The sequence below is a fragment of the Streptomyces sp. NPDC001393 genome, assembly GCF_053597455.1.
Map to the genome: position 1 here is coordinate 1 of NZ_JBSFIH010000012.1, position 21,666 is coordinate 21,666.

Here is a 21,666-nt window from a genome sequence, read left to right on the forward strand (position 1 = left end):
CGTGAATGCTTTTCACGGGAGCGGAACAGTCGGAGGAATGATCCGACCGTTCACAGCGTCCTCGCTGTGTATTTCAAAGGAACCTCGCCCCGATCGTGATGACCGGAGACGGGGTATCAACATATCTGGCGTTGACTTTTGGCACGCTGTTGAGTTCTCAAGGAACGATCGCTTCCTTCGTACTCACCCTCTCGGGCTTTCCTCCGGGCGCTTCCCTTCGGTGTTTCCGACTCTATCAGATCTTTTCTCGATCCGATTCCCTCGGTGCTTTCCAGGTTCCCGCTTTTTCTCGCGGTTTCCTTTCCGGCGGTTCCGACTTTATCAGAAGTTCTGAGTCGGTTTTCCCACCCGCTCCGGGCACCCGTGTCCAGCGCGTGAAGTGCTGGGGTTCCCGGTTGGGCGGAGCCGTAAACGTACTGGAGTGGGGCGCCTCGATGCAAATCGAGGCGCCCCGCTCGGGTGAAGCTCCGACGGACCGTCAGACCTCCACGACCACAGGGAGGATCATCGGCCTGCGGCGATAGGTGTCCGAGACCCACTTGCCGAGGGTGCGCCGGATGAGTTGCTGGAGCTGGTGCGGCTCCACCACGCCGTCCTGGGCCGAGCGCTCCAGCGACTCCGTGATCTTCGGGATGACGTCGGCGAAGGCCGAGTCCTCGATACCGGAGCCGCGCGCCTGGACGTGCGGGCCGCCGGTGATCTTGCCGGTGGACGAGTCCACGACCACGAAGACGGAGATGATGCCCTCGTCACCGAGGATCTTGCGGTCCTTGAGGGCCGGCTCGCCGACATCGCCGACGGAGAGGCCGTCGACGTACACGTAACCCGCCTGGACCTTGCCGGAGATCTTGGCCTTGCCCTCGACCAGGTCGACCACGACGCCGTCCTCGGCGATGACGATCCGGTCGTGCGGGACACCCGTCAGCGCGCCCAACTCGGCGTTGGCGCGCAGGTGTCGCCACTCACCGTGGACCGGCATGAGGTTCCTCGGGCGGCAGATGTTGTAGAAGTACAGCAGCTCGCCCGCGGACGCGTGGCCGGACACATGCACCTTGGCGTTGCCCTTGTGCACGACGTTGGCGCCCCAGCGGGTCAGGCCGTTGATCACGCGGTAGACCGCGTTCTCGTTGCCGGGGATCAGCGAGGACGCCAGGATCACCGTGTCGCCCTCGACGATCCGGATCTGGTGGTCCCGGTTCGCCATCCTCGACAGCGCCGCCATCGGCTCGCCCTGGGAGCCCGTGCAGACCAGGACCACCTCGTGGTCCGGGAGGTCGTCCAGCGTCTTCACGTCCACGACCAGACCCGGGGGCACCTTCAGGTACCCCAGGTCTCGCGCGATGCCCATGTTGCGGACCATGGAGCGGCCGACGAAGGCCACCCGGCGGCCGTACTCGTGGGCGGCGTCCAGGATCTGCTGGATGCGGTGGACGTGGCTGGCGAAGCTGGCGACGATGATCCGCTTGCGGGCGCCGGCGAAGACCTGCCGCAGGACGTTGGAGATGTCGCGCTCGTGCGGCGTGAAGCCGGGGACCTCGGCATTCGTGGAGTCCGTGAGGAGGAGGTCGATGCCCTCCTCGCTCAGGCGCGCGAAGGCGTGCAGGTCCGTGAGGCGGTTGTCCAGCGGGAGCTGGTCCATCTTGAAGTCGCCGGTGTGCACCGCCATGCCGGCGGGAGTGCGGATGGCGACGGCCAGCGCGTCCGGGATGGAGTGGTTGACGGCGACGAACTCGCAGTCGAAGGGGCCGATGCGCTCGCGGTGCCCCTCGGCCACCTCGAGGGTGTACGGGCGGATCCGGTGCTCCTGGAGCTTGGCCTCGATCAGGGCGAGGGTCAGCTTGGAGCCGATCAGCGGGATGTCCGGCTTCTCGCGGAGCAGGAAGGGGACACCGCCGATGTGGTCCTCGTGGCCGTGCGTGAGGACGATGCCCTCGATGTCGTCGAGGCGGTCCCGGATGGACGAGAAGTCCGGCAGGATCAGGTCGATTCCGGGCTGCTCCTCCTCGGGGAAGAGCACTCCGCAGTCGACGATCAGCAGGCGGCCGCCGTACTCGAAGACCGTCATGTTCCGGCCGATCTCGCCGAGACCGCCGAGCGGGGTGACCCGCAGACCACCCTCGGGGAGGGGCGGGGGCGGGCCGAGTTCGGGATGCGGATGACTCAAAAGACTCTCCTCACCACACGCGCCACGTACCGGTCGGGCACGTGGCGCGTGAGACGTTCGTGCAGAAGCAGTTGTCGTTGTGGGGTGCGGGCACCGGTGGCCCGCTTCTTCTGTTGTTCTTCAGTTGTGAAGCCCGTGTGGTGCCAAGTCTGTTGTCAGAGCTGTACCCCGCCGGCGGCAAGATCGATCTTGAGCTGCGCGATCTCCTCGGGCGAGCACTCGACCATGGGCGAGCGCAGCGGGCCCGCGGGCAGTCCCTGGAGGGCGAGCGCGGCCTTGGTGGTCATGACGCCCTGGGTGCGGAACATACCGGTGTAGACCGGGAGCAGCTTCTGGTGGATCTCGGTGGCCTTGACGACGTCGCCGGAGACGTACGCGTCGACCAGAGCGCGCAGGTCGGGGGTGACGACGTGGCCGACGACCGAGACGAAGCCGACCGCGCCCACGGAGAGCAGCGGGAGGTTCAGCATGTCGTCGCCGGAGTACCAGGCGAGGCCGGACTGGGCGATGGCCCAGCTCGCGCGGCCGAGGTCGCCCTTGGCGTCCTTGTTCGCGACGATCCGGGGGTGTTCGGCGAGCCGGACGAGGGTCTCGGTGTTGATCGGGACGCCGCTGCGGCCGGGGATGTCGTACAGCATGACCGGCAGGCCCGCGGCGTCGGCGACGGCGGTGAAGTGCCGGTACAGGCCCTCCTGCGGGGGCTTGTTGTAGTACGGCGTGACGACCAGCAGGCCGTGTGCGCCGTCGCGCTCGGCCTGGCGGGCCAGCTCGATGCTGTGGTGGGTGTTGTTGGTGCCGACGCCGGCGACGACGTGGGCGCGGTCGCCGACGGCCTCCAGGACGGCTCGTACGAGGTCCGATTTCTCCGCGTCGCTGGTGGTGGGGGACTCGCCGGTGGTGCCGTTGATGATCAGGCCGTCGTTGCCTGCGTCCACCAGGTGGGCGGCGAGCCGCTGCGCGCCGTCGAGGTCGAGTGCGCCGTCCGCCGTGAAGGGCGTGACCATGGCGGTGAGGACCCGCCCGAAGGGGGTCTGCGGAGTCGAGGTCGGAGCCATGGGTAACACGCTACTCGGTGCTCCCTGTGCGGTCTGCCCTCGGGGGGTCGGGAAAGTCAGGACAAATGCGGATCCCGGCACTGCCTGCTCGGGGGTTCAAGCAGTGCCGGGTCCGTTTGATCAGGCTAGATGAACTTCTCTAAATGCCGCAATACGGACACTTCGCGAGGCTGACCCGTACATCCGTTCCTGGTGGGGGAACAGGGCTTCGTAGGCCTTTCTTACGGGTCTTACAGGTCTTACGGGGCCACGCGCCCGTTCGCATTGAAGGCGGCGTACGTCAGCGGCATGAGCTTCGCCCACTCCGCCTCCATCTTCTCGCCGACCATCTCGATCTCCCGCTGCGGGAAGGACGGCACCTTGGCCAGCTCGTGCTGGGTGCGCAGGCCCAGGAAGTGCATCAGGGAGCGGGCGTTGCAGGTGGCGTACATCGAGGAGTAGAGGCCGACGGGGAGGGCCGCGCGGGCGACCTCGCGGGCGACGCCCTCGGCGAGCATCTTCTGGTAGGCGGCGTACGCCTGCTCGTACGACTCCCGCAGGGTGGCGCCGGCCGCTTCGTGCTGGGCCGGGGTGCCCTCGACGAAGACGTACTTGCCGGGGCGGCCCTCCTGGACCAGCTTGCGGTCGGTGCCGGGGACGTAGAAGACCGGCTCCAGCTCCCGGTAGCGGCCGGACTCCTCGTTGTAGGACCAGCCGACGCGGTGCCGCATGAACTCGCGGAAGACGAAGATCGGGGCACTGATGAAGAACGTCATCGAGTTGTGCTCGAACGGGCTGCCGTGCCGGTCGCGCATCAGGTAGTTGATCAGCCCCTTGGAGCGCTCGGGGTCCTTCTTCAGCTCGTCCAGGGACTGCTCGCCGGCGGTGGAGACCCGCGCGGCGAAGAGGACGTCGGCATCCGAAGCACTGGACTTCACCAGCTCGACGGTGACGTCACTGCGGAACGTGAGCGACTCGGGGGTGGTCACGGGGTCTGGGGTCCTTCCCATCACAGCTGTGGTTCGCGCCCACCTTACGGGGCACCCGCCGGGGCCACGGCAGTACCCGGCCGAGCCACGGCAGTACCGGCCTCAAAAATCTCACCATGGATTTTTTCCGACATGGGCACCTTTTGTGTCACTCGAGCGTCTGTATCGGTGAGGCCCACTCGTTCGAGCCGAAAACGTTGATCCCGAAAGGAGACGTACCCGCGATGTTCCGTCGGCGCGAGCCCGTACCCTTCGCCTTCCTGGCCGAGGCTGACCGGTTCCGCAGCAATGTCACTCCCCCGCCCCGGCCGCGGGCGTCCTTCGGGCAGATAGCCGGGCACTGGCTGCTGGGACTCACCCTCGTCGCGGGGCTGGTGGGGGCCCTGATCATCGCCATGCCGGCGATGTCCACGCCGTCCAGTACACCGACGCAGCAGTCCCAGGCCTCGCAGGGGCACTGACCCCGTCCGGCCGCCCAGGGTGGTGGCCGGGAACAGCGGCGGATAGCCTCACCGGGCACAGCCCACGCACGCATGAGGTGAGGACCAGCCGTGCCCCTGTCCTTCCTGACCGCCGACCGCACATTCGAGGCCGCTTCCGACAGCGCGCTGCCGTTCGACGACCGGGAGCGCTGGCGGCGCCCCTACCGTCCCGGTCCCTGGCGGGTGGCTGTGGCGGCGCTGGTGCTGCTACTCGCCTCCTTCGTGCTGTTCGCCGCGGTGGCCATCGCCCTGACCGGCTCGGTGTCCTCCGCCGGCGCGGTCCTGACCGGGGGCCTGGCGGTCATCGCCGGCGCACTGCGGCTGCTGCGCATGGGCGTGTGGGTGAGTGGGCGCGGGCTGCGCCACGTCGGCTTCCTGGTGACGCGTACGGTGCCGTGGGCGCGGGTGGTCTCGGTGCGGACGGTGCAGCAGCCGGTGCGCTGGCTGGGACTGCCGCGGACGGTGCAGGGACAGGCGCTGGCGCTCGTCCGCCAGGACCGGCCGGCCGAGGACACGCCTGTCCTGCTGACGACACACACCCTGGACTTCCTGGGCCGCCCGGCCGCGTTCGACCGGGCCGCGGACACGGTGGAGGCGTGGGCTGCGGAGAACCGCCACCGCTGAACCCCTGGGCGCCGTCGAAGGGGCCGGTCCGCGCGAGCTGCGGAGCGGCCCCTTCGGCGTTCGGGGCGTGCTGCACGGGAGCGGGTGAAAGGCTCGGCCGACGTGTCCGCGCGAGGAGAGGAGACCGCTGTTGTCCGGACGTACCGTGCTGATCACCGGAGCCTCCAAGGGGATCGGCCTGGCCACCGCACACCGTCTCGCCGGCCTCGGACACCGCGTGCTGGGGGTCGCCCGCAGCGCCCCGGACGATGGTTTCCCGGGCCTGCTGCACCCCTGCGACCTCGCCGATGCGGACGCCACGCGCGAGTTGCTGGAGACCGTGACCCGTACGGAGCGCGTGGACGCGGTCGTCAACAACGTCGGCATCGCGGTGCCGGAACCGCTGGGCGAGATCACGCTCGACGCCCTGCAGGCCGTGTACGACCTGAACGTGCGCGCCGCCGTACAGGTCACCCAGGCCTGCGTCGGCGGGATGCGGGAGCGCGGCTGGGGCCGCATCGTGAATGTGACGAGCCGTTCCGTGCACGGCGCACGCCGGCGCAGCAGCTACGCGGCGGCCAAGAGCGCGCTGGTGGGCCTGACGCGTACCTGGGCGCTGGAGTTGGCGGCGGACGGGGTGACGGTCAACGCGGTGGCTCCCGGTCCGGTGGAGACCGACCTCTTCCGTGCCTCGCACCCCGTGGGCGGTGCGGACGAGGCCAGGGTGCTGCGCTCCGTCCCCGCGGGACGCCTCGGCCGCCCGGAGGAGGTAGCCGCGGCGATCGCCTTCCTGCTGAGCGAGGACGCCGGTTTCGTCACCGGGCAGCAGCTCGGCGTGGACGGCGGGGGCAGCATTCCCGGGCGATGAGAGTCGGGGCCCGAGCGCTTCGCCGGCAGGGCCGTGAGACGCCGTCGATCGTGTGCGCCACCGTTGTGGCTGGTGGCGCCCGCGCACCGCGGGTAGACGCATATCGATGCGGCCCGCTCCCCGCCGGCGACTGCCGGCCCTCGGCCGGCTTCGCCCGGCCTGCTCAGGCCTCGACCGCCTTGCCGTCGTGCAGGGCGATGGCCCTCTGCATCGCCTTGCGCGCGCGGGGGGTGTCGCGGGCGTCGTGGTAGGCGACGGCGAGGCGGAACCAGCAGCGCCAGTCGTCGGGGGACGCCTCGGTCTCGGCCTTGCGCCTGGCGAAGACCTCGTCGGCCGAGTCGCGGTCGATCCGGCCGCTGGGCAGCCGCTTCAGCTCGTCCACCGGCAGGCCGCCCGCGGCGTCGAGTTCGGCGGCCAGGGCGTTGGCCCTGCGGACGAACTGGGTGTTCTTCCACAGGAACCACAGGCCGATGACCGGCAGGATCAGCACCGCGACCCCGAAGGTGACGGTGACGGCCGTACCGGACTGGATGAGCATGACGCCGCGGCTGCCGACCAGGACGAAGTAGAAGACCAGGACGGCGGCCGTGACGAGGTAGGTGATCTTCGCGCGCATCGGAGGGTCTGTCTCAGCTCAGGTCCAGGAAGTGCTCCAGGCCGAAGGTCAGGCCCGGAGTGGTCACCACGCGGCGGGCGCCGAGCAGGATGCCCGGCATGAAGCTGCTGTGGTGCAGGGAGTCGTGGCGGATGGTCAGGGTCTCGCCCTCGCCGCCGAGCAGCACCTCCTGGTGGGCCAGGAGCCCGCGCAGCCGTACGGCGTGGACGGGGATCCCGTCGACACTGGCGCCCCGCGCGCCGTCCAGGGCCGTCACCGTGGCGTCCGGCGCCGGGGCCGTACCGGCGGCCCTGCGGGCCTCGGCGATGAGCTGAGCGGTGCGCGTGGCCGTACCGCTCGGCGCGTCCACCTTCTTCGGGTGGTGCAGCTCGACGACCTCGACGGACTCGAAGTACGGTGCGGCGATCTGCGCGAACTTCATCGTCAGGACCGCGCCGATGGAGAAGTTCGGCGCGATGAGCACGCCGGTCTCCGGGGACTCGGCGAGCCAGCCCGTCAGCCGCGCGAGGCGTTCCTCGGTCCAGCCGGTCGTACCGACGACGGCGTGGATGCTGTGGTGCACACAGAAGTCGAGGTTGTCCATGACGGAGTCCGGGGTCGTCAGCTCCACGGCGACCTGGGCGCCTGTCTCCGCCAGGGTCTGGAGCTTGTCGCCCCGGCCGAGGGCGGCGACCAGCTCCATGTCCTCGGCGGCTTCGACCGCCTTGACCGCCTCGGATCCGATCCGGCCCCCGGCACCGAGGACCGCCACGCGCAGCTTGCTCATCTCTTGTGCTTCCTTACGGGAGTGATTAGGCGACGGCGTCGTGCAGCCGTGCGGCCTGCTTGTCCTTCAGCGGGCCGATGACCGACAGCGACGGGCGCTGTCCCAGGATGTCGCGGGCGACCGAGCGGACCTCGTCCGGGGTGACCGCCGCTATCCGGTCCAGCATGTCGTCGACGGACATCTGCTCGCCCCAGCACAGCTCGCTCTTGCCGATACGGTTCATCAGCGCGCCGGTGTCCTCCAGGCCGAGCACGGTGGAGCCCTGGAGCTGGCCGATGGCGCGGGCGATCTCGTCGTCGGTCAGGCCGTTGGCTGCGATGTGGTCGAGTTCGTCGCGGCAGATCTTCAGCACGTCGTGCACCTGGCTCGGCCGGCAGCCGGCGTACACGCCGAACAGGCCGCAGTCGGCGAAGCCCGAGGTGTACGAGTACACGCTGTAGGCCAGGCCCCGCTTCTCCCGGACCTCCTGGAAGAGGCGGGAGGACATGCCGCCGCCGAGGGCGGTGTTGAGCACGCCCATGGCCCAGCGGCGGTCGTCGGAGCGGGCGATGCCGGGCATGCCGAGGACGACGTGCGCCTGCTCGGTCTTGCGGCCGAGCAGCTCGACCTTGCCGGCCGTGCGGATCGTACGGCTGCCGTCGCGCGGGGCGATGGGCAGCGCGTCCGGGTTCGTCAGGGCGCCCGCCTTGTCGAAGGCCGCGCGGACCTGTCGTACGACCTTGTTGTGGTCGATGTTGCCGGCACAGGCGACCACGAGGTGGGTCGGGTCGTAGTGCTTGCGGTAGAAGCGACGGATGCGGTCGGCGGTGAGGGTGTTGACCGTGTCGACCGTGCCGAGGACGGGGCGGCCCAGGGCGTTGTTGCCGAACATGGTGTGCGCGAACAGGTCGTGCACACAGTCGCCCGGGTCGTCCTCGGTCATGGCGATCTCTTCGAGGATCGCGCCGCGCTCGACGTCGACGTCCTCCTCCAGGATGAGCGAGCCGGTCAGCATGTCGCAGACCACGTCGATGGCGAGCGGCAGGTCGGTGTCGAGCACGCGCGCGTAGTAGCACGTGTACTCCTTGGCCGTGAACGCGTTCATCTCGCCGCCGACGGCGTCGATGGCGGAGGAGATGTCCAGCGCGCTGCGTGTCGACGTGCCCTTGAAGAGCAGGTGCTCCAGGTAGTGCGTGGCGCCGTTCAGGGCCGGGGTCTCGTCGCGGGAGCCTACGTGCGCCCAGATGCCGAAGGTCGCGGAGCGGACCGAGGGCAGGGTCTCGGTGACGATGCGCAGGCCGCCGGGGAGGGTGGTCTTGCGGACCGTGCCGATGCCGTTCTGGCCCTTGATGAGGGTTTGGGTACGGGCGACGGCCCGCGCCTCCGAAGAGGGGCGGGCCGTCACCTTGGAGCTACGGGACGTCACTGCTCGGCGTCGTCCTTGTCAGACTCGTTGCCTTCCTCGCCCTCGATCACCGGAACGAGGGAGAGCTTGCCGCGGGAGTCGATCTCGGCGATCTCGACCTGGACCTTCTGGCCCACGCCGAGGACGTCCTCGACGTTCTCCACGCGCTTGCCGCCGGCGAGCTTGCGGATCTGCGAGATGTGCAGCAGACCGTCCTTGCCGGGCAGCAGGGAGACGAACGCACCGAAGGTGGTCGTCTTCACGACCGTACCGAGGTAGCGCTCGCCGACCTCGGGCATCGTCGGGTTGGCGATGCCGTTGATCGTGGCGCGGGCAGCCTCGGCGGAGGGGCCGTCGGCGGCACCGATGTAGATCGTGCCGTCGTCCTCGATGGTGATCTCGGCGCCCGTGTCCTCCTGGATCTGGTTGATCATCTTGCCCTTGGGGCCGATGACCTCGCCGATCTTGTCGACCGGGATCTTGACGGTGATGATCCGCGGGGCGTGCGGGGACATCTCGTCCGGACGGTCGATGGCCTCCATCATCACGTCGAGGATGTGCAGACGCGCGTCGCGGGCCTGCTTGAGGGCCGCGGCCAGGACGGAGGCCGGGATGCCGTCCAGCTTGGTGTCGAGCTGGAGGGCGGTCACGAAGTCCTTCGTGCCGGCGACCTTGAAGTCCATGTCACCGAAGGCGTCCTCGGCACCGAGGATGTCGGTGAGGGTGACGTAGTGCGTCTCGCCCTCGATCTCCTGCGAGATCAGACCCATGGCGATACCGGCGACCGGGGCCTTCAGCGGCACACCGGCGTTCAGCAGCGACATGGTGGAGGCGCAGACCGAACCCATGGACGTCGAGCCGTTGGAGCCGAGGGCCTCGGACACCTGGCGGATCGCGTACGGGAACTCCTCGCGCGTCGGCAGCACCGGCACGAGCGCGCGCTCGGCGAGGGCGCCGTGGCCGATCTCGCGGCGCTTCGGGGAGCCGACGCGGCCGGTCTCACCGGTGGAGTACGGCGGGAAGTTGTAGTTGTGCATGTAGCGCTTGCGGGTCACCGGGGAGAGCGTGTCCAGCTGCTGCTCCATGCGGAGCATGTTCAGGGTGGTGACGCCCAGGATCTGGGTCTCGCCACGCTCGAACAGCGCGGAGCCGTGCACCCGCGGGATGGCCTCGACCTCGGCGGCGAGCGTACGGATGTCCGTCACGCCACGGCCGTCGATGCGCTTCTTCTCCTTGATGACGCGCTCACGGACCAGGGCCTTGGTCAGCGAGCGGTACGCGGCGGAGATCTCCTTCTCGCGGCCCTCGAACTCCGGCAGGAGCTTCTCGGCGGCGAGACCCTTGACGCGGTCCAGCTCGGCCTCGCGCTCCTGCTTGCCGGCGATGGTGAGCGCCTGGGCGAGCTCGGGCTTGACCGCGGCGGTCAGGGCCTCGAGTACGTCGTCCTGGTAGTCCAGGAAGATCGGGAACTCGCCGACCGGCTTGGCGGCCTTGGCGGCCAGGTCGGCCTGGGCGCGGCACAGGACCTTGATGAAGGGCTTGGCGGCCTCCAGACCTGCGGCGACGACCTCCTCGGTCGGCGCCTCGGAGCCGCCCTCGACCAGCTTGATGGTCTTCTCGGTGGCCTCGGCCTCGACCATCATGATCGCGACGTCGCCGTCCTCCAGGACGCGGCCGGCGACCACCATGTCGAAGACGGCGTCCTCGAGCTCGGTGTGCGTCGGGAAGGCGACCCACTGACCGCGGATCAGCGCGACGCGGACGCCGCCGATCGGGCCGGAGAAGGGCAGACCGGCCAGCTGCGTGGACGCGGACGCGGCGTTGATCGCCACGACGTCGTACAGGTGGTCGGGGTTGAGCGCCATGATCGTGGCGACGATCTGGATCTCGTTGCGCAGGCCCTTCCGGAAGGACGGGCGCAGCGGGCGGTCGATGAGGCGGCAGGTGAGGATGGCGTCCTCGGAGGGCCGGCCCTCACGGCGGAAGAAGGAGCCGGGGATCTTCCCGGCGGCGTACATGCGCTCCTCGACGTCCACCGTCAGCGGGAAGAAGTCGAGCTGGTCCTTGGGGTTCTTGGAGGCGGTGGTGGCCGACAGCACCATGGTGTCGTCGTCCAGGTACGCCACGGCGGAACCGGCGGCCTGCTTGGCCAGGCGGCCCGTCTCGAATCGGATGGTGCGGGTGCCGAAGGCGCCGTTGTCGATGACGGCCTCGGCGTAGTGGGTCTCGTTCTCCACTAGCGTTTTCTCCGTTACATATCGTCTTTCGTCCCTTGGCTGCCCGTGTGGCAGGGGGACGGCGGTGGAGAAGCGCGCCGTCTGGTGCGGGCCGGTCTTCGATCGAAGCACCCGGGGCTCGCTTCCCCCCGGGGGCCACTACCGAGGACCGGCGGCGGCGAGGTGCGCTTCTCCTCGTTCTGGTTGTACGTCGTTCTGTGCCGTACGTCGTTCTGTGTCGTACGTATTGCGTTGTGCTACCACACTACAAAGCGTGAGTGACACTCCGCACGTTTCCGCAAGTACGACGAAGGGAGCGGCCCCCGGATCTGCTACCGGGAACCGCTCCCTTCACGGCGTCTTACTTGGCGCCCGCCGCACCACGGCGGATGCCGAGGCGGTCGACCAGCGCACGGAAGCGCTGGATGTCCTTCTTCGCCAGGTACTGCAGAAGGCGGCGGCGCTGACCGACGAGGATCAGCAGGCCACGGCGGGAGTGGTGGTCGTGCTTGTGGGTCTTGAGGTGCTCCGTCAGGTCGGAGATCCGACGGGAGAGCAGAGCGACCTGGACCTCGGGGGAGCCGGTGTCACCCTCCTTGGTACCGAACTCGGCGATGATCTGCTTCTTCGTAGCGGCGTCGAGCGACACGCGTACTCCTCATAGTCTGTTGAGTGCCTCCGAGTGCCCCCGGTCTGCGTCTCGGGGGAGCTTCCGTTACTCGGGAGGCGGGATCCGCTGGGCGCGGCCTCCAGAACCTTCACAGAGGGCTCCGGGGGTGCGTACACGAACGGCCGTCAGCCAGGGTACCAGGGTCGCGCGGTGGCCCTGGACGGGGGCTCCTGCGGCGATGGGCGGCCTCCGGCGCGCCTCAGGAGGCCGCCGGCCCGACGTCGGCGGCGACGTTGGTGGTGCTGCCCGTGTCGCCCTTGGTGGTCGGTCCGCGCAATCGCGTCGCCGCGTAGAACAGCCGCCGTGCTCGCAGAAGACGTCGTCCTCGGCCGGGTCGCCCATCCCGGCGAGGTCGTCGGCCTCCGCGCCGAACAGCAGTAAGGCGTCGATTCCGTGGTCGGTGGCGAGAAAGGCCCGGCTGTCACCCACGACGACCGTGCGGCAGCCTTCGACGACCGCGCTGAAGGCCTGGTCGCAGGCGAGGGTCTGGTGCTCGGGGTCCAGCTTGATCCGGGCGAGGGTCCTGCCGTGCTCGTCGAGGGAGATCAGGCCGGTGACGAGGTCGTCGCCCGCGGCGAGGGCGAGTACGGCCGGCCGGGAGGAGACCAGGTGGGCATCGGTGATGCCCTGGTCCACCGGGTAGGTCCACCGCGCGCGACCGGTACGGGCGAAGACGCGGGCCCTGCGACCGGCTCGCCCTCATCGACCAGCGGAGACCAGCCCGCCACGGGCGTCAACGTGACGCTGACCGACGGCGCGGTCGTCGTGGCCTGGGACCAGGGTTCGGCCGCCTGCGACATGACGCACGGCAAGCGCCTGTGGGCCCACACCGAGCCGGCCTCGCCCTGGTCGCTCTTCCGGCTCGGGAAGGCGACGGCCGTCCAGCCGGCGGCGCTGACGTGCCCGGTGACGGCGCACAGCGGGCTGCACCAGGGCAGGTATGTGCTCGGTCGTATCCGGCGTATCCGCTCGGTCATATGTGCTCGGTCGTACTGGCGCTCGGGCGGGCGACGGTGCCGGGGTCCACGTCGTCCGAACCGCTGATCAGCGGGAATCCGGGCCAGTAGGGTGAGTTGCACTGCTCGCCGGCACTCAGGGAAGGACGACAGCCGCGATGGCCGACGTTGACGACAAGGAACTCAGGGCACGCAAGGAGCGGGAGCGGGACGAGTTGTACGCGCTCGACATCTCCGGCGTCGAGTGGCACTGCGCCCCGGGCACGGAGGAGCACGAGGAGCGGGTCGAGATCGCGTACCTGCCCGGCGGGGCGGTGGCGATGCGCTCCTCCCTGGACCACGACACCGTGCTGCGCTACACCGAGGCGGAGTGGCGGGCGTTCGTACTGGGGGCACGGGACGGGGAGTTCGATCTGGAGCCCACGGAGCGCAACGGGGGGCTGGCGGCTCAGTGAGCAGAGCATGGGAGAGGGTGCGGCACGCGTGCGTGCCGCACCCTCTCCCATGTCAGTGCTTCAGCCCCGCACTGCCCACTCCGATCACCGACAACACCGGGTCCTTCGGGTGGACGTCGTCGGGTGTCAGCACGCGGCGGGCGAAGAAGGCCTGTCCCTGTTCATAGAGGATGTCCGACTGCTCCGGGTCGCCGAGTTCACCCTCGTCGTTCTGCGGGAGGTGGAACAGGAGGTACGGGGTCTCCTTGTCGGTCCGAGGGTCCCAGTCCACCACGGCGGCCGGCTGGACGTCGTCCTCGGTGGAACGAAAAACGATCAGATCATCACCGTTCATGCGGACCGGGACGACCTGCTGGAAGAGCCGGCCCTCGAATGTGGCGACGGCGGTGCCCTTCGTGAGGCCGAAGGCCGTGATCTTGTTCTCGGGCTGTCGGGTGAGGTCTGCGGTGTCCTTGCTCATGACGAAGACTCGGTCGCGGCCGACCACCATGCCGTAGCACTTGTCGACGGCGTCGAAGTAACCCTCGACGTTGCCGCCGCACTTGGGGTCGTAGCCGTTCATCGAGATGGTGGCCAGCCGCTCGCCATTCTTCGGATCAAGCGTGATCAGGTCCGTGACCTGGTAGTCCCCCGCCTCGACGGCGATCACGGGCGGGTCGGCCGAGGGCAGGTAGATGTCCCGCAGACCGTTGCTGACCGAGTAGCGCCACAGGGTCTTGCCGGTGCGCGGCTCGAGCTTCTCCACCCGATAGGTGGCGTTGCCGGACTCGCCGCACTTGACGAGGGCCAGCAGGGCCCCGCCACCGACGTACGCCGAGTCGTGGCACCGGGACGTGGCGGACGTGTCCCACAGCCGCTTGCCGCCGTTCATGTCGTACGCCACCGACCCCTCGTCCCAGGCGATGGCCACGACGCCCCGGGTCAGGGAGATGTTGGTGCCGATGATGGAGGCGGCGTTGGCCTTCGGCACCTTCTGCTGCCACAGCTTCTTGCCGGTGCCGAGGTCGACCATGAGCACCTCGTCACAGACACCGTACTGGGGGGAGTCGGTGCGACCGGGCTCGATGGCGACGGCGGTCCGGCCGTCGGCGGTCACGTCGCGGCTCACGGCGCAGACATGGCCGCCGAGTTGGAGAGTCCATGCCTTCGCGTCCCAGTCGGGGTGGGGCTCGATCTTGTAGCCCTCGATACGGTCGGCGAGGGCCCGCGCGACGATCCTGCCCGTGACCCAGGTGGCGGGCGCAATCCGCTGCTGGCCGCGGGTGAGGCCTCCCTCATTGTGTTTGACGACGACCTGGCCCTCCGGTGAGACGGGCACCTTCTCCATGGTCCTGCGTATGTCGTCCGGGGCCTGCTTGACCGCCCCGACGTCGGGCTGCCCCTTCGTCCGGCCGGCCGAGTGGTACCAGAACAGTCCCGCGCCGAGGCACACCATGGCGACCACCACCGCGGCGACCCCGCTGATGATGCGCCTACGCCGCCTGGCCCGGGACTGGTCCACGGCCAATGCGGACTGGGTGTATATGGACGGGGGCGGGCCGAAGCTCACGGTGCCGAATCCTTTTCCTCGCTGTCACTGACGGGGCCGGGAGGCCGACGATGCCGGCCCCGGTCACTTGCTGGTCATCGCGCGGGCGGTCGCGTACACGTCGAACACAGCGAGCGCCAGGCCGAGGCCGAGCAGGACGAGTGAACCGAGTCCGGCCGCCAGGAGCGGGGCGACCTGCCCGGTATAGAGCACGGCGCAGGAGGCGAGCGCACAGCCGCCGACGAGCCCGACCGGGATTTCGTGGCCGCGGCGGGCCTGAGCCTCGATGCGCCTCCTGGGCAGGATCGCCCGCAAGGGCTTGGGAGATCCCTCCTCGGAGCCGTCCGAGGAAGGCTGGACGAAGGCCGCGAGCATGCGCTGCTTCGCAAAGGTGCAGGCGTTGAGTTGCTCCCGCCGAGATGCCATCTGCCCTGTCTCTCCCCGTGTGCCGTCCGGATGACGGCCGGAGACCACTGTCTCCGTTCTCCGCTGTCGGATCGACCCCTACTATGCCTGGTGTCTGATCCGCTCCGTGGCGCGGGTACGGTGTCTGGACTCCCAAGCGCCTTGCTCAGGGGCGGAATTCCAGCGAACGGTGAGGATTCCGCTGGAGTCCGGTTCGTTCCGCCTGCAACGGCTTGTACTGCCGGAACTCGCGGTAGCCGCGCTCGCGTTCATCCGGTGCCGGGGACGGTCCTAGCCCGAATGGCTGGCCACGGCAAGGGTATTGAAGGCGCGGCAGCGGCGGGCCGCCGATGCGGCGACACCACCGGTACCGAGCCCGCGCCCGTACCCCCCTCGAGTGCGAACCCGCCCTGCACACCCAGCCGGCGCCCGCGCTGCACCTGCCCCAGCAGTCCGTCGCCGTTTCCAACTACCTTCCGCTGCAGGAGCAGACGGGTGCCCCGGCGGTGCGCATCACCTGGATCGCCCTGAAGCTCGACCCGGAGCTGTGCGCGGAGGCGGTGGCCGCGCGCGGTGGTGGTCTGCTCGGTGCGCAGAAGTGCGTCGCGCGGAGCGCGGACCATCTCGCGAGCCGGCTGACCGGCGCCGGGTTCCGGGCGCGCGTGCTCGACGAAGAGGAACTGGTCGCCGCGCTGGCCACCTCCGCCTGCGCCAACCCGCTGGTCACTGCCGAGGCCGGGCGCGGCGAGACCCGGGAGCGGCGTACGGAGGAGTCCGGGCGCAGCTGGCGCTGCGACAACCGCCGGCACACGACGTACTGGATCAGGCGCTGGCCCCAACTGGGCGGTGGGCGGGGCGAGTCGTTCCCCCACTTCGTCGCCCGGGTCACCGCGACACCGGCCCTCGCGACCACGTTCAGCCTCACGCTCACGCACGGCGAGCGGCAGGAAGTGGCACTGTCCGCTCATCTGCGGGTGACCGGGCGCAGCGACGACGAACTCGTGGCGGCGCGGCGCGCGCTGGAGAGCGCCGCCCGGCAGGCGGGGGCCGGCCTGGCCCGCCTCGACCGGGAACAACTGCCGGGCATGCTGGCCACACTGCCGCTCGGAGGTGCGCGGTGACGACGATTCCGGCGATGTCCTCCCCGCCGGACACAAAGGCCCCGGTGGCGTCCGGTCCGCGCCGGGCGGTCGAACTGCTGCGACACGGACTGGGCCTGATCGGGCCCCGGCACGGCCGGCACGCGCTGGCCGTGCAGCACCTGGACGCGCTCACCCTGCCCATCGGGGACGACGGCGTGGTGGCGGGGGTCGACGCCGAGGGCCAGCCGGCCGTACTGGGCATCAACCGGCCGACGCCGTACGACGTCGTGCTCATCGGCGGCCTGTGGACCGCACAGGTGCTGGCGCTGCGCTGCGCGGCCACGGGCGCCCGGGTCGCGGTCGAGACCGGCCGGCCGCAGGCCTGGATGCAGATGGTGCACGCCATGGGAGGCGGGCAGAACGGACTGTCCGTGTACGACGTCGGTCGCGTGCCGCCACAGGGTGCCTCCGCCGGCACACCCGTGCTGGTGGTGCGGGACTGTGGCATGCGGCCCCCGCGCGGACGCGTGGTGTCCGGGTCCTGGCAGTCGGTGCTGACCCTGCTGCCGTATCTCAGCCCGGTCGCGCCCCGGCTGCTGCGCCAGGCCCGGCTGGCCGGAATCCAGCGGGTTTCACCGGACGAAGCCGCAGAACTGGGTCGCACCATGGGGCTGACGCGCGCCGAGGTGGAGTCACTTCCGGCACTGCCCGACGGCGTCACCCTGTGGTGCACGGATCGTGACCGGCAGTACGTGCTGACCCAACCCACCGACGCCGAGATCGGATTGTTGGGCACACCACGCCGGATGGACTGAACCGCCCGCCATGCCCCTTTTGTTCGAGCTGCCGGCATTCCTGGTTCGTCGCTTGCCTGCCGATTAGTGCCTAATTCGCCGGGCAAGCCATGGGGTGGTTGCGGCAGTTCGGAGCGCCCTGTGAGCCGGCGGGCAGGTGCTCGGAGGCAGGCGGGCCTGCCGAGGTACGGCTGGTGGTGATTAGGCTGGGACGGGGCACGATGACACGACCCGTGGACCGGACGTCGGCGCCCCGGGGGGAGAACCGCCGGATCGGGCTGCCCCGAACGACCACGGACGACTCGGAACGACACAACTCGGTCGCCCCGACACGGCATGAGGGTGTTCGACCACACCAGGAGGAACTGTGAACAGCGATCGGGACGGGATCCGCGGGGGCTGGGACACACCCGACGACGACCAGACCGACGCGGAGTCCGCCATCGAGATGACGGGCGAGTTCACCATCGACTACGCGCCGCCCGCCTGGTACACGCAGAACGCGCAGGGCTCGTCCGGTACGTCTGCGCCGGCTCCGGCGCCCCCGCCACCCCCGTCGGCGCACGACGCCCCCTACACCCCGCCCGCGCCGCCGGCCCAGGGCGCTGCCTTCACCCCGCCTCCCGCGCCGGCCCAGGGCACTCCCTATCCCCCGCCTCCCGCGCCAGCCCAGGACTCTTCCTACACCCTGGCTCCGCCGACCCAGGGCGCCCCCTACGCCGGGCCCGTGCCGCCCGCGCCGCCCACGCCGCCCGTCGGGAATCCCGTACCGATGCCGCGGCTGCCGGAGGGGTTCGAGGCGCAGCAGCCGCAGGCCGCCCAACCGGCTCAGCAGGCACAGGCCGCCCAGCAGGCGCCGCAGACCCCGCCGCAGGCTCCGGCGCCCGCCGCCGAGCCGGAGCCGAGCAACGGGGACCTGGAGAGCGGGGCCACCATGCGGTTCTCCGCCGTGGCCCTGAAGCGCGAGATCGCGGAGATCGCCGAGCGCGCCGCCGCGATCCGGACCGGCGCCGACGACGAGGGCTCCACTGCGGGTACGGCGGGTACGGCCACGGGCTCCGCCGGTGCCGAGGGCGACGCGTCCGAGGCGTCCGCGCCGGAGGGCTCCGCCGAGGGTGCCGAAGGCGCGGAGGAGCAGTCGGACGCGGGGTCCGCGGACATGGCCTCCGGGGAAGCCGGCTCCGGGGCCGACGCCGGTTCCGGGCAGGACGCGGTGGTCTCCGCTGCCGACGCGCATGAGGACAGCAGCGAAGGCGAGGGCGCGAGCAAGGCTCAGGCCGGCGACACGGCCGAGGGCGACACCGGTGCCGAGGCCGGGGACACGGACGGCGCCCGGGAGGGTTCCGCCCACGACGCCCAGTCCGACGATGTCGAGTCCGAGCACACCAAGTCCGACGACACCAAGTCCGGCGACGCCGAGGCCGACGGCACCGGGGCCACGGACGCGGCCGCGCAGGACGCGGAGAACGGCGCCCAGCCGGACGGCACCGCGCAGGCCGGCGCGCCCCAGGACACCGTGCCCCCCGCTCCCGTCCAGGACGCCCGGCCCGGCTGGGCGCCTCCGCCCGCGCCGCAGAGCGGGGTGCCTCCGCTGCCGCCCTCCTACCAGCCCGCGGCGCCCGCTCCGGCGGCCCAGTGGCCCGCGCAGCAACAGCCCGGCCCGATGCCCGGCCGGCCGCAGCCGTCGGCCGCGCAGAGCCCCGGTGACGGATCCGGCCAGCAGCCGCCCTTCCAGCCGCAGGCACCCCAGCCCGCGCCCGCCGCCTGGAACCAGCCGAACCCGGCGAACCAGCCGAACCAGCCCGGCGTGCCCACGGCGCCGCAGCCCGGCCAGCCCAGTCAGCCCGGTCAGCCGAACGCCTCCGGGCAGCCGGCGGCGGGCCCGGGACCGCAGCAGAACCCGACGGGGCCCGCCGCGGCGGGCGGCTACGGCTTCCCGCAGCCCCCCGCACCCCAGCCCAACCCCAACGGCCCCAACGGCCCCAACACGGCGGGAGGTTACGGCTTCCCCCAGCCCGGCACCCCGAACGCCCAGCCCCAGCCCCAGCCCCAGCCCCAGCCGGGTGGTTACGGCTTCCCGCAGCCCCCCGCCCCGCAGCCCGGCACCCCCAACGCCCAGCCCCAGCCCGGCGGTTACGGATTCCCGCAGCCGCCGCAGGCACCGGGCGGCGCACCGGCAGCCGACCAAGCGCCGCAGGTCCCGCAGGCCCCCCACGCCCCGGTGGACCCGCGAGCCGGCGGGGCATGGCCGCAGGCCGTCCAGCACGACCAGCGGCAGCCGACCAACCCCGGCGCCGCGCCGCTCGGTTACACGGCCGCCGTGGAGCTGTCCTCGGACCGGCTGCTGAACAACAAGAAGCAGAAGGCGAAGAGCGGACGGCCCGCGGCGGCGGGCGGCCGGTTCAAGCTCGGCGGCAAGAAGGAGGAGGCTGAGCGGCAGCGCAAGCTGGAGCTGATCCGCACCCCGGTGCTGTCCTGCTACCGGATCGCGGTCATCAGCCTCAAGGGCGGCGTCGGCAAGACGACCACGACCACCGCACTCGGCTCCACCCTCGCCACCGAGCGGCAGGACAAGATCCTCGCCATCGACGCCAACCCGGACGCCGGCACGCTCGGGCGGCGGGTGCGCCGGGAGACGGGTGCCACCATCCGCGACCTCGTGCAGGCGATCCCGTACCTGAACTCCTACATGGACATCCGGCGGTTCACCTCGCAGGCGCCCTCCGGTCTGGAGATCATCGCCAACGACGTGGACCCGGCCGTCTCGACCACGTTCAACGACGAGGACTACCGGCGCGCGATCGACGTGCTCGGCCGGCAGTACCCGGTCATCCTGACCGACTCGGGCACCGGTCTGCTGTACAGCGCCATGCGCGGGGTGCTCGACCTTGCCGACCAGCTCATCATCATCTCCACGCCGTCCGTGGACGGCGCGAGCAGCGCCAGTACGACACTGGACTGGCTGTCCGCGCACGGGTACGCCGACCTGGTCTCCCGGTCGCTCACGGTCATCTCCGGGGTCCGCGAGACCGGCAAGATGATCAAGGTCGAGGACATCGTGTCCCACTTCGAGACGCGGACCCGAGGGGTCGTGGTCGTGCCCTTCGACGAACATCTGGCCGCCGGTGCCGAGGTCGACCTCGACATGATGCGGCCGCGGACGCGCGAGGCGTACTTCAACCTCGCCGCGATGGTCGCCGAGGACTTCGTACGGCACCAGCAGGCGCACGGGCTGTGGACCAGCGACGGCAACCCGCCGCCGGTGGCCGCCCCGCCGATGCCGGGCCAGCCGATGCCGGGCCAGCCCTATCCGCAGGCCCCCGGCCAGGAGCTGTACACCGGGCCGCCGCAGCCCTACCCGCCCCAGCAGGGACAGCCGCCGTACCCGCAGGCACCGGGTCAGCAGCCCTACCCCCAGGCGGCGCCGGGCCAGCAGCCGTACCCGCCGCAGCAGCCTGGCCAGCCGTACGGCTACCCCCAGCCGCCGCAGGGGCAGCAGCAGCCGCAGCCCGGCTATCCGCAGCAGTAGGCAAGCGGCAGTAGGCAAGCGACAGGGCGGCCGGTGCTCAGCGCACCGGCCGCCCTGTCGCTTCGTAGCACCGCCGCAGGCCTACCCCTCCGCCGCCACGATCTCGCGGCACCGCTTCACATCCGCGGCGATCTGCTCCAGCAGGGCCTCCAGCGTGTCGAACTTCGCCTGGCCGCGCACGTAGGCGAGGAAGTCGACGGCGACGTGCAGGCCGTACAGGTCGAGGCCGACGCGGTCGATGGCGTACGCCTCCACCGTGCGCTCGGTGCCGTCGAACTGCGGGTTCGTGCCGACGGAGATCGCGGCCGGCATGGCCTCGCCCGCGACGTGCAGATAGCCGGCGTACACGCCGTCGGCGGGGATGGCGGTGTGCGGGAGGGTCTCGACGTTGGCCGTCGGGAACCCCATGTCGCGGCCGCGCTGGGCGCCGCGGACGACCACGCCCTCCACGCGATGCGGGCGGCCCAGGATCTCGCGGGCGCCCTCGACGTCGCCCTCGGCGACCAGGCGGCGGGTCAGGGTCGAGGAGAACGGCTGTCCGCCGCCCGCCTCGCCGGTGACGTACAGGTCGACGACCTCGACCTCGAAGTCGTAGATCTTGCCCTGCTCTGCGAGGAACTCGACGTTGCCGGCCGCCTTGTGGCCGAAGCGGAAGTTCGGGCCCTCCACGACCGCCTTCGCGTGCAGCTTGTCCACCAGGACCTTCACCACGAACTCGGCGGGCGAGAGCTTGGAGAACTCGGTGGTGAAGGGGAGGATGAGGACCGCGTCCACGCCCAGGTCCGCCATCAGCTCGGCACGGCGGTGGTGCGGGGCCAGCAGCGGCGGGTGGCTGCCGGGGCGGACGACCTCGCTGGGGTGCGGGTCGAAGGTGACGACGACGGCCGGGACGCCCAGCTCGCGGGCGCGGTCGACGGCATGCTTGATGATCAGCTGGTGGCCGCGGTGGACGCCGTCGTAGGAACCGATGGTGACGACGCTGCGCCCCCAGTCCTGGGGGATGTCCTCCAAGCCACGCCAGCGCTGCACTGTGACCGCTCCTCGAACCCGTGTCCAAATCGACGCCTAAGACTTGCGCAGGTCTAAGGGTGCCATGCCGGGTGCCCCGGACCCGCATCGGTATCG

General features: G+C 70.6%; 20 protein-coding genes. 8 read left to right on the forward strand and 12 right to left on the reverse strand.

Annotation, left to right across the window (positions count from 1 at the left end; all coding sequences use genetic code 11):
• Nucleotides 1–478 precede the first annotated feature (478 nt).
• The 3 genes from ACWC2T_RS15725 to thyX all read right to left on the reverse strand — a co-directional run bounded on the left by ACWC2T_RS15725 (nt 479) and on the right by thyX (nt 4,208).
• On the reverse strand, nt 479–2,164 hold the full coding sequence (locus tag ACWC2T_RS15725; RefSeq protein ID WP_450670924.1) for a ribonuclease J: 1,686 nt from the start codon (nt 2,162–2,164) through the stop codon (nt 479–481).
• 155 nt (nt 2,165–2,319) lie between these two features.
• The gene (gene dapA / locus ACWC2T_RS15730) at nt 2,320–3,219 is read right to left on the reverse strand and encodes a 4-hydroxy-tetrahydrodipicolinate synthase (RefSeq protein ID WP_450670925.1); all 900 of its coding nucleotides are present in this window, start codon (nt 3,217–3,219) and stop codon (nt 2,320–2,322) included.
• A 239-nt stretch (nt 3,220–3,458) separates the two neighbouring features.
• On the reverse strand, nt 3,459–4,208 hold the full coding sequence (thyX, locus tag ACWC2T_RS15735) for an FAD-dependent thymidylate synthase (RefSeq protein WP_450670926.1): 750 nt from the start codon (nt 4,206–4,208) through the stop codon (nt 3,459–3,461).
• 203 nt (nt 4,209–4,411) lie between these two features.
• On the opposite strand from thyX, the gene ACWC2T_RS15740 reads away from it, so the two are divergent.
• The 3 genes from ACWC2T_RS15740 to ACWC2T_RS15750 all read left to right on the forward strand — a co-directional run bounded on the left by ACWC2T_RS15740 (nt 4,412) and on the right by ACWC2T_RS15750 (nt 6,140).
• Nucleotides 4,412–4,648 carry a hypothetical protein gene (locus ACWC2T_RS15740; protein ID WP_351210686.1) on the forward strand — a complete coding sequence of 79 codons (237 nt, stop codon included), beginning with the start codon at nt 4,412–4,414 and terminating at the stop codon, nt 4,646–4,648.
• A 90-nt stretch (nt 4,649–4,738) separates the two neighbouring features.
• Entirely contained in the window at nt 4,739–5,293 is a 555-nt protein-coding gene (locus ACWC2T_RS15745) for a hypothetical protein (protein ID WP_450670927.1), read from the forward strand.
• A gap of 130 nt (nt 5,294–5,423) precedes the next feature.
• Nucleotides 5,424–6,140 (forward strand): SDR family oxidoreductase, encoded by a 717-nt coding sequence (locus ACWC2T_RS15750; RefSeq protein ID WP_450670928.1) that lies wholly within the window; start codon nt 5,424–5,426, stop codon nt 6,138–6,140.
• Between the two features lie 163 nt (nt 6,141–6,303).
• Here ACWC2T_RS15750 and ACWC2T_RS15755 read toward each other — a convergent pair whose 3' ends face one another.
• From ACWC2T_RS15755 to ACWC2T_RS15780, 6 genes are all read right to left on the reverse strand, one after another.
• Nucleotides 6,304–6,756, reverse strand: a complete 453-nt coding sequence (locus ACWC2T_RS15755) for a tetratricopeptide repeat protein (RefSeq protein ID WP_351210692.1) — start codon at nt 6,754–6,756, stop codon at nt 6,304–6,306.
• Between the two features lie 13 nt (nt 6,757–6,769).
• Complete coding sequence (gene dapB, locus ACWC2T_RS15760; protein WP_450670929.1) at nt 6,770–7,522, reverse strand: 4-hydroxy-tetrahydrodipicolinate reductase; 753 nt, start codon at nt 7,520–7,522, stop codon at nt 6,770–6,772.
• Nucleotides 7,523–7,547: 25 nt separating this feature from the next.
• Nucleotides 7,548–8,927, reverse strand: a complete 1,380-nt coding sequence (locus ACWC2T_RS15765) for a M16 family metallopeptidase (RefSeq protein ID WP_450670930.1) — start codon at nt 8,925–8,927, stop codon at nt 7,548–7,550.
• Nucleotides 8,924–11,143: a polyribonucleotide nucleotidyltransferase gene (locus tag ACWC2T_RS15770; protein WP_450670931.1), complete on the reverse strand. Its 2,220-nt coding sequence runs from the start codon at nt 11,141–11,143 to the stop codon at nt 8,924–8,926. Before ACWC2T_RS15770 ends, ACWC2T_RS15765 begins: the two co-directional genes overlap by 4 nt.
• 340 nt (nt 11,144–11,483) lie before the next feature.
• Entirely contained in the window at nt 11,484–11,771 is a 288-nt protein-coding gene (gene rpsO / locus ACWC2T_RS15775; protein WP_003997419.1) for a 30S ribosomal protein S15, read from the reverse strand.
• A gap of 66 nt (nt 11,772–11,837) precedes the next feature.
• A complete protein-coding gene (locus ACWC2T_RS15780; protein WP_450670932.1) occupies nt 11,838–12,428 on the reverse strand; it encodes a hypothetical protein in 591 nt (196 codons plus the stop codon).
• A gap of 102 nt (nt 12,429–12,530) precedes the next feature.
• Between ACWC2T_RS15780 and ACWC2T_RS15785 the strand changes: the two genes are divergently transcribed.
• Nucleotides 12,531–12,836 (forward strand): hypothetical protein, encoded by a 306-nt coding sequence (locus tag ACWC2T_RS15785; protein ID WP_450670933.1) that lies wholly within the window; start codon nt 12,531–12,533, stop codon nt 12,834–12,836.
• A 70-nt stretch (nt 12,837–12,906) separates the two neighbouring features.
• Nucleotides 12,907–13,203 (forward strand): DUF397 domain-containing protein, encoded by a 297-nt coding sequence (locus ACWC2T_RS15790; protein ID WP_450670934.1) that lies wholly within the window; start codon nt 12,907–12,909, stop codon nt 13,201–13,203.
• A 52-nt stretch (nt 13,204–13,255) separates the two neighbouring features.
• Here ACWC2T_RS15790 and ACWC2T_RS15795 read toward each other — a convergent pair whose 3' ends face one another.
• Together ACWC2T_RS15795 and ACWC2T_RS15800 are read right to left on the reverse strand one after the other, a co-directional pair.
• Nucleotides 13,256–14,752 carry an outer membrane protein assembly factor BamB family protein gene (locus ACWC2T_RS15795; RefSeq protein WP_450670935.1) on the reverse strand — a complete coding sequence of 499 codons (1,497 nt, stop codon included), beginning with the start codon at nt 14,750–14,752 and terminating at the stop codon, nt 13,256–13,258.
• A 63-nt stretch (nt 14,753–14,815) separates the two neighbouring features.
• Nucleotides 14,816–15,157, reverse strand: a complete 342-nt coding sequence (locus tag ACWC2T_RS15800) for a hypothetical protein (RefSeq protein ID WP_450671066.1) — start codon at nt 15,155–15,157, stop codon at nt 14,816–14,818.
• Nucleotides 15,158–15,486: 329 nt separating this feature from the next.
• On the opposite strand from ACWC2T_RS15800, the gene eccE reads away from it, so the two are divergent.
• The 3 genes from eccE (at nt 15,487) to ACWC2T_RS15815 (ending at nt 20,541) form a co-directional block, all read left to right on the forward strand.
• Entirely contained in the window at nt 15,487–16,257 is a 771-nt protein-coding gene (gene eccE / locus ACWC2T_RS15805) for a type VII secretion protein EccE (RefSeq protein WP_450670936.1), read from the forward strand.
• Nucleotides 16,258–16,271: 14 nt separating this feature from the next.
• Nucleotides 16,272–17,033, forward strand: coding sequence for a hypothetical protein (locus ACWC2T_RS15810; protein ID WP_450671058.1), 762 nt, complete (start codon nt 16,272–16,274; stop codon nt 17,031–17,033).
• A gap of 346 nt (nt 17,034–17,379) precedes the next feature.
• Entirely contained in the window at nt 17,380–20,541 is a 3,162-nt protein-coding gene (locus ACWC2T_RS15815) for an SCO5717 family growth-regulating ATPase (protein WP_450670937.1), read from the forward strand.
• An 81-nt stretch (nt 20,542–20,622) separates the two neighbouring features.
• Here the strand turns inward: ACWC2T_RS15815 and ACWC2T_RS15820 are convergent, their stop codons facing one another.
• The gene (locus ACWC2T_RS15820; protein ID WP_450670938.1) at nt 20,623–21,570 is read right to left on the reverse strand and encodes a bifunctional riboflavin kinase/FAD synthetase; all 948 of its coding nucleotides are present in this window, start codon (nt 21,568–21,570) and stop codon (nt 20,623–20,625) included.
• Between the last annotated feature and the right edge of the window lie 96 nt (nt 21,571–21,666).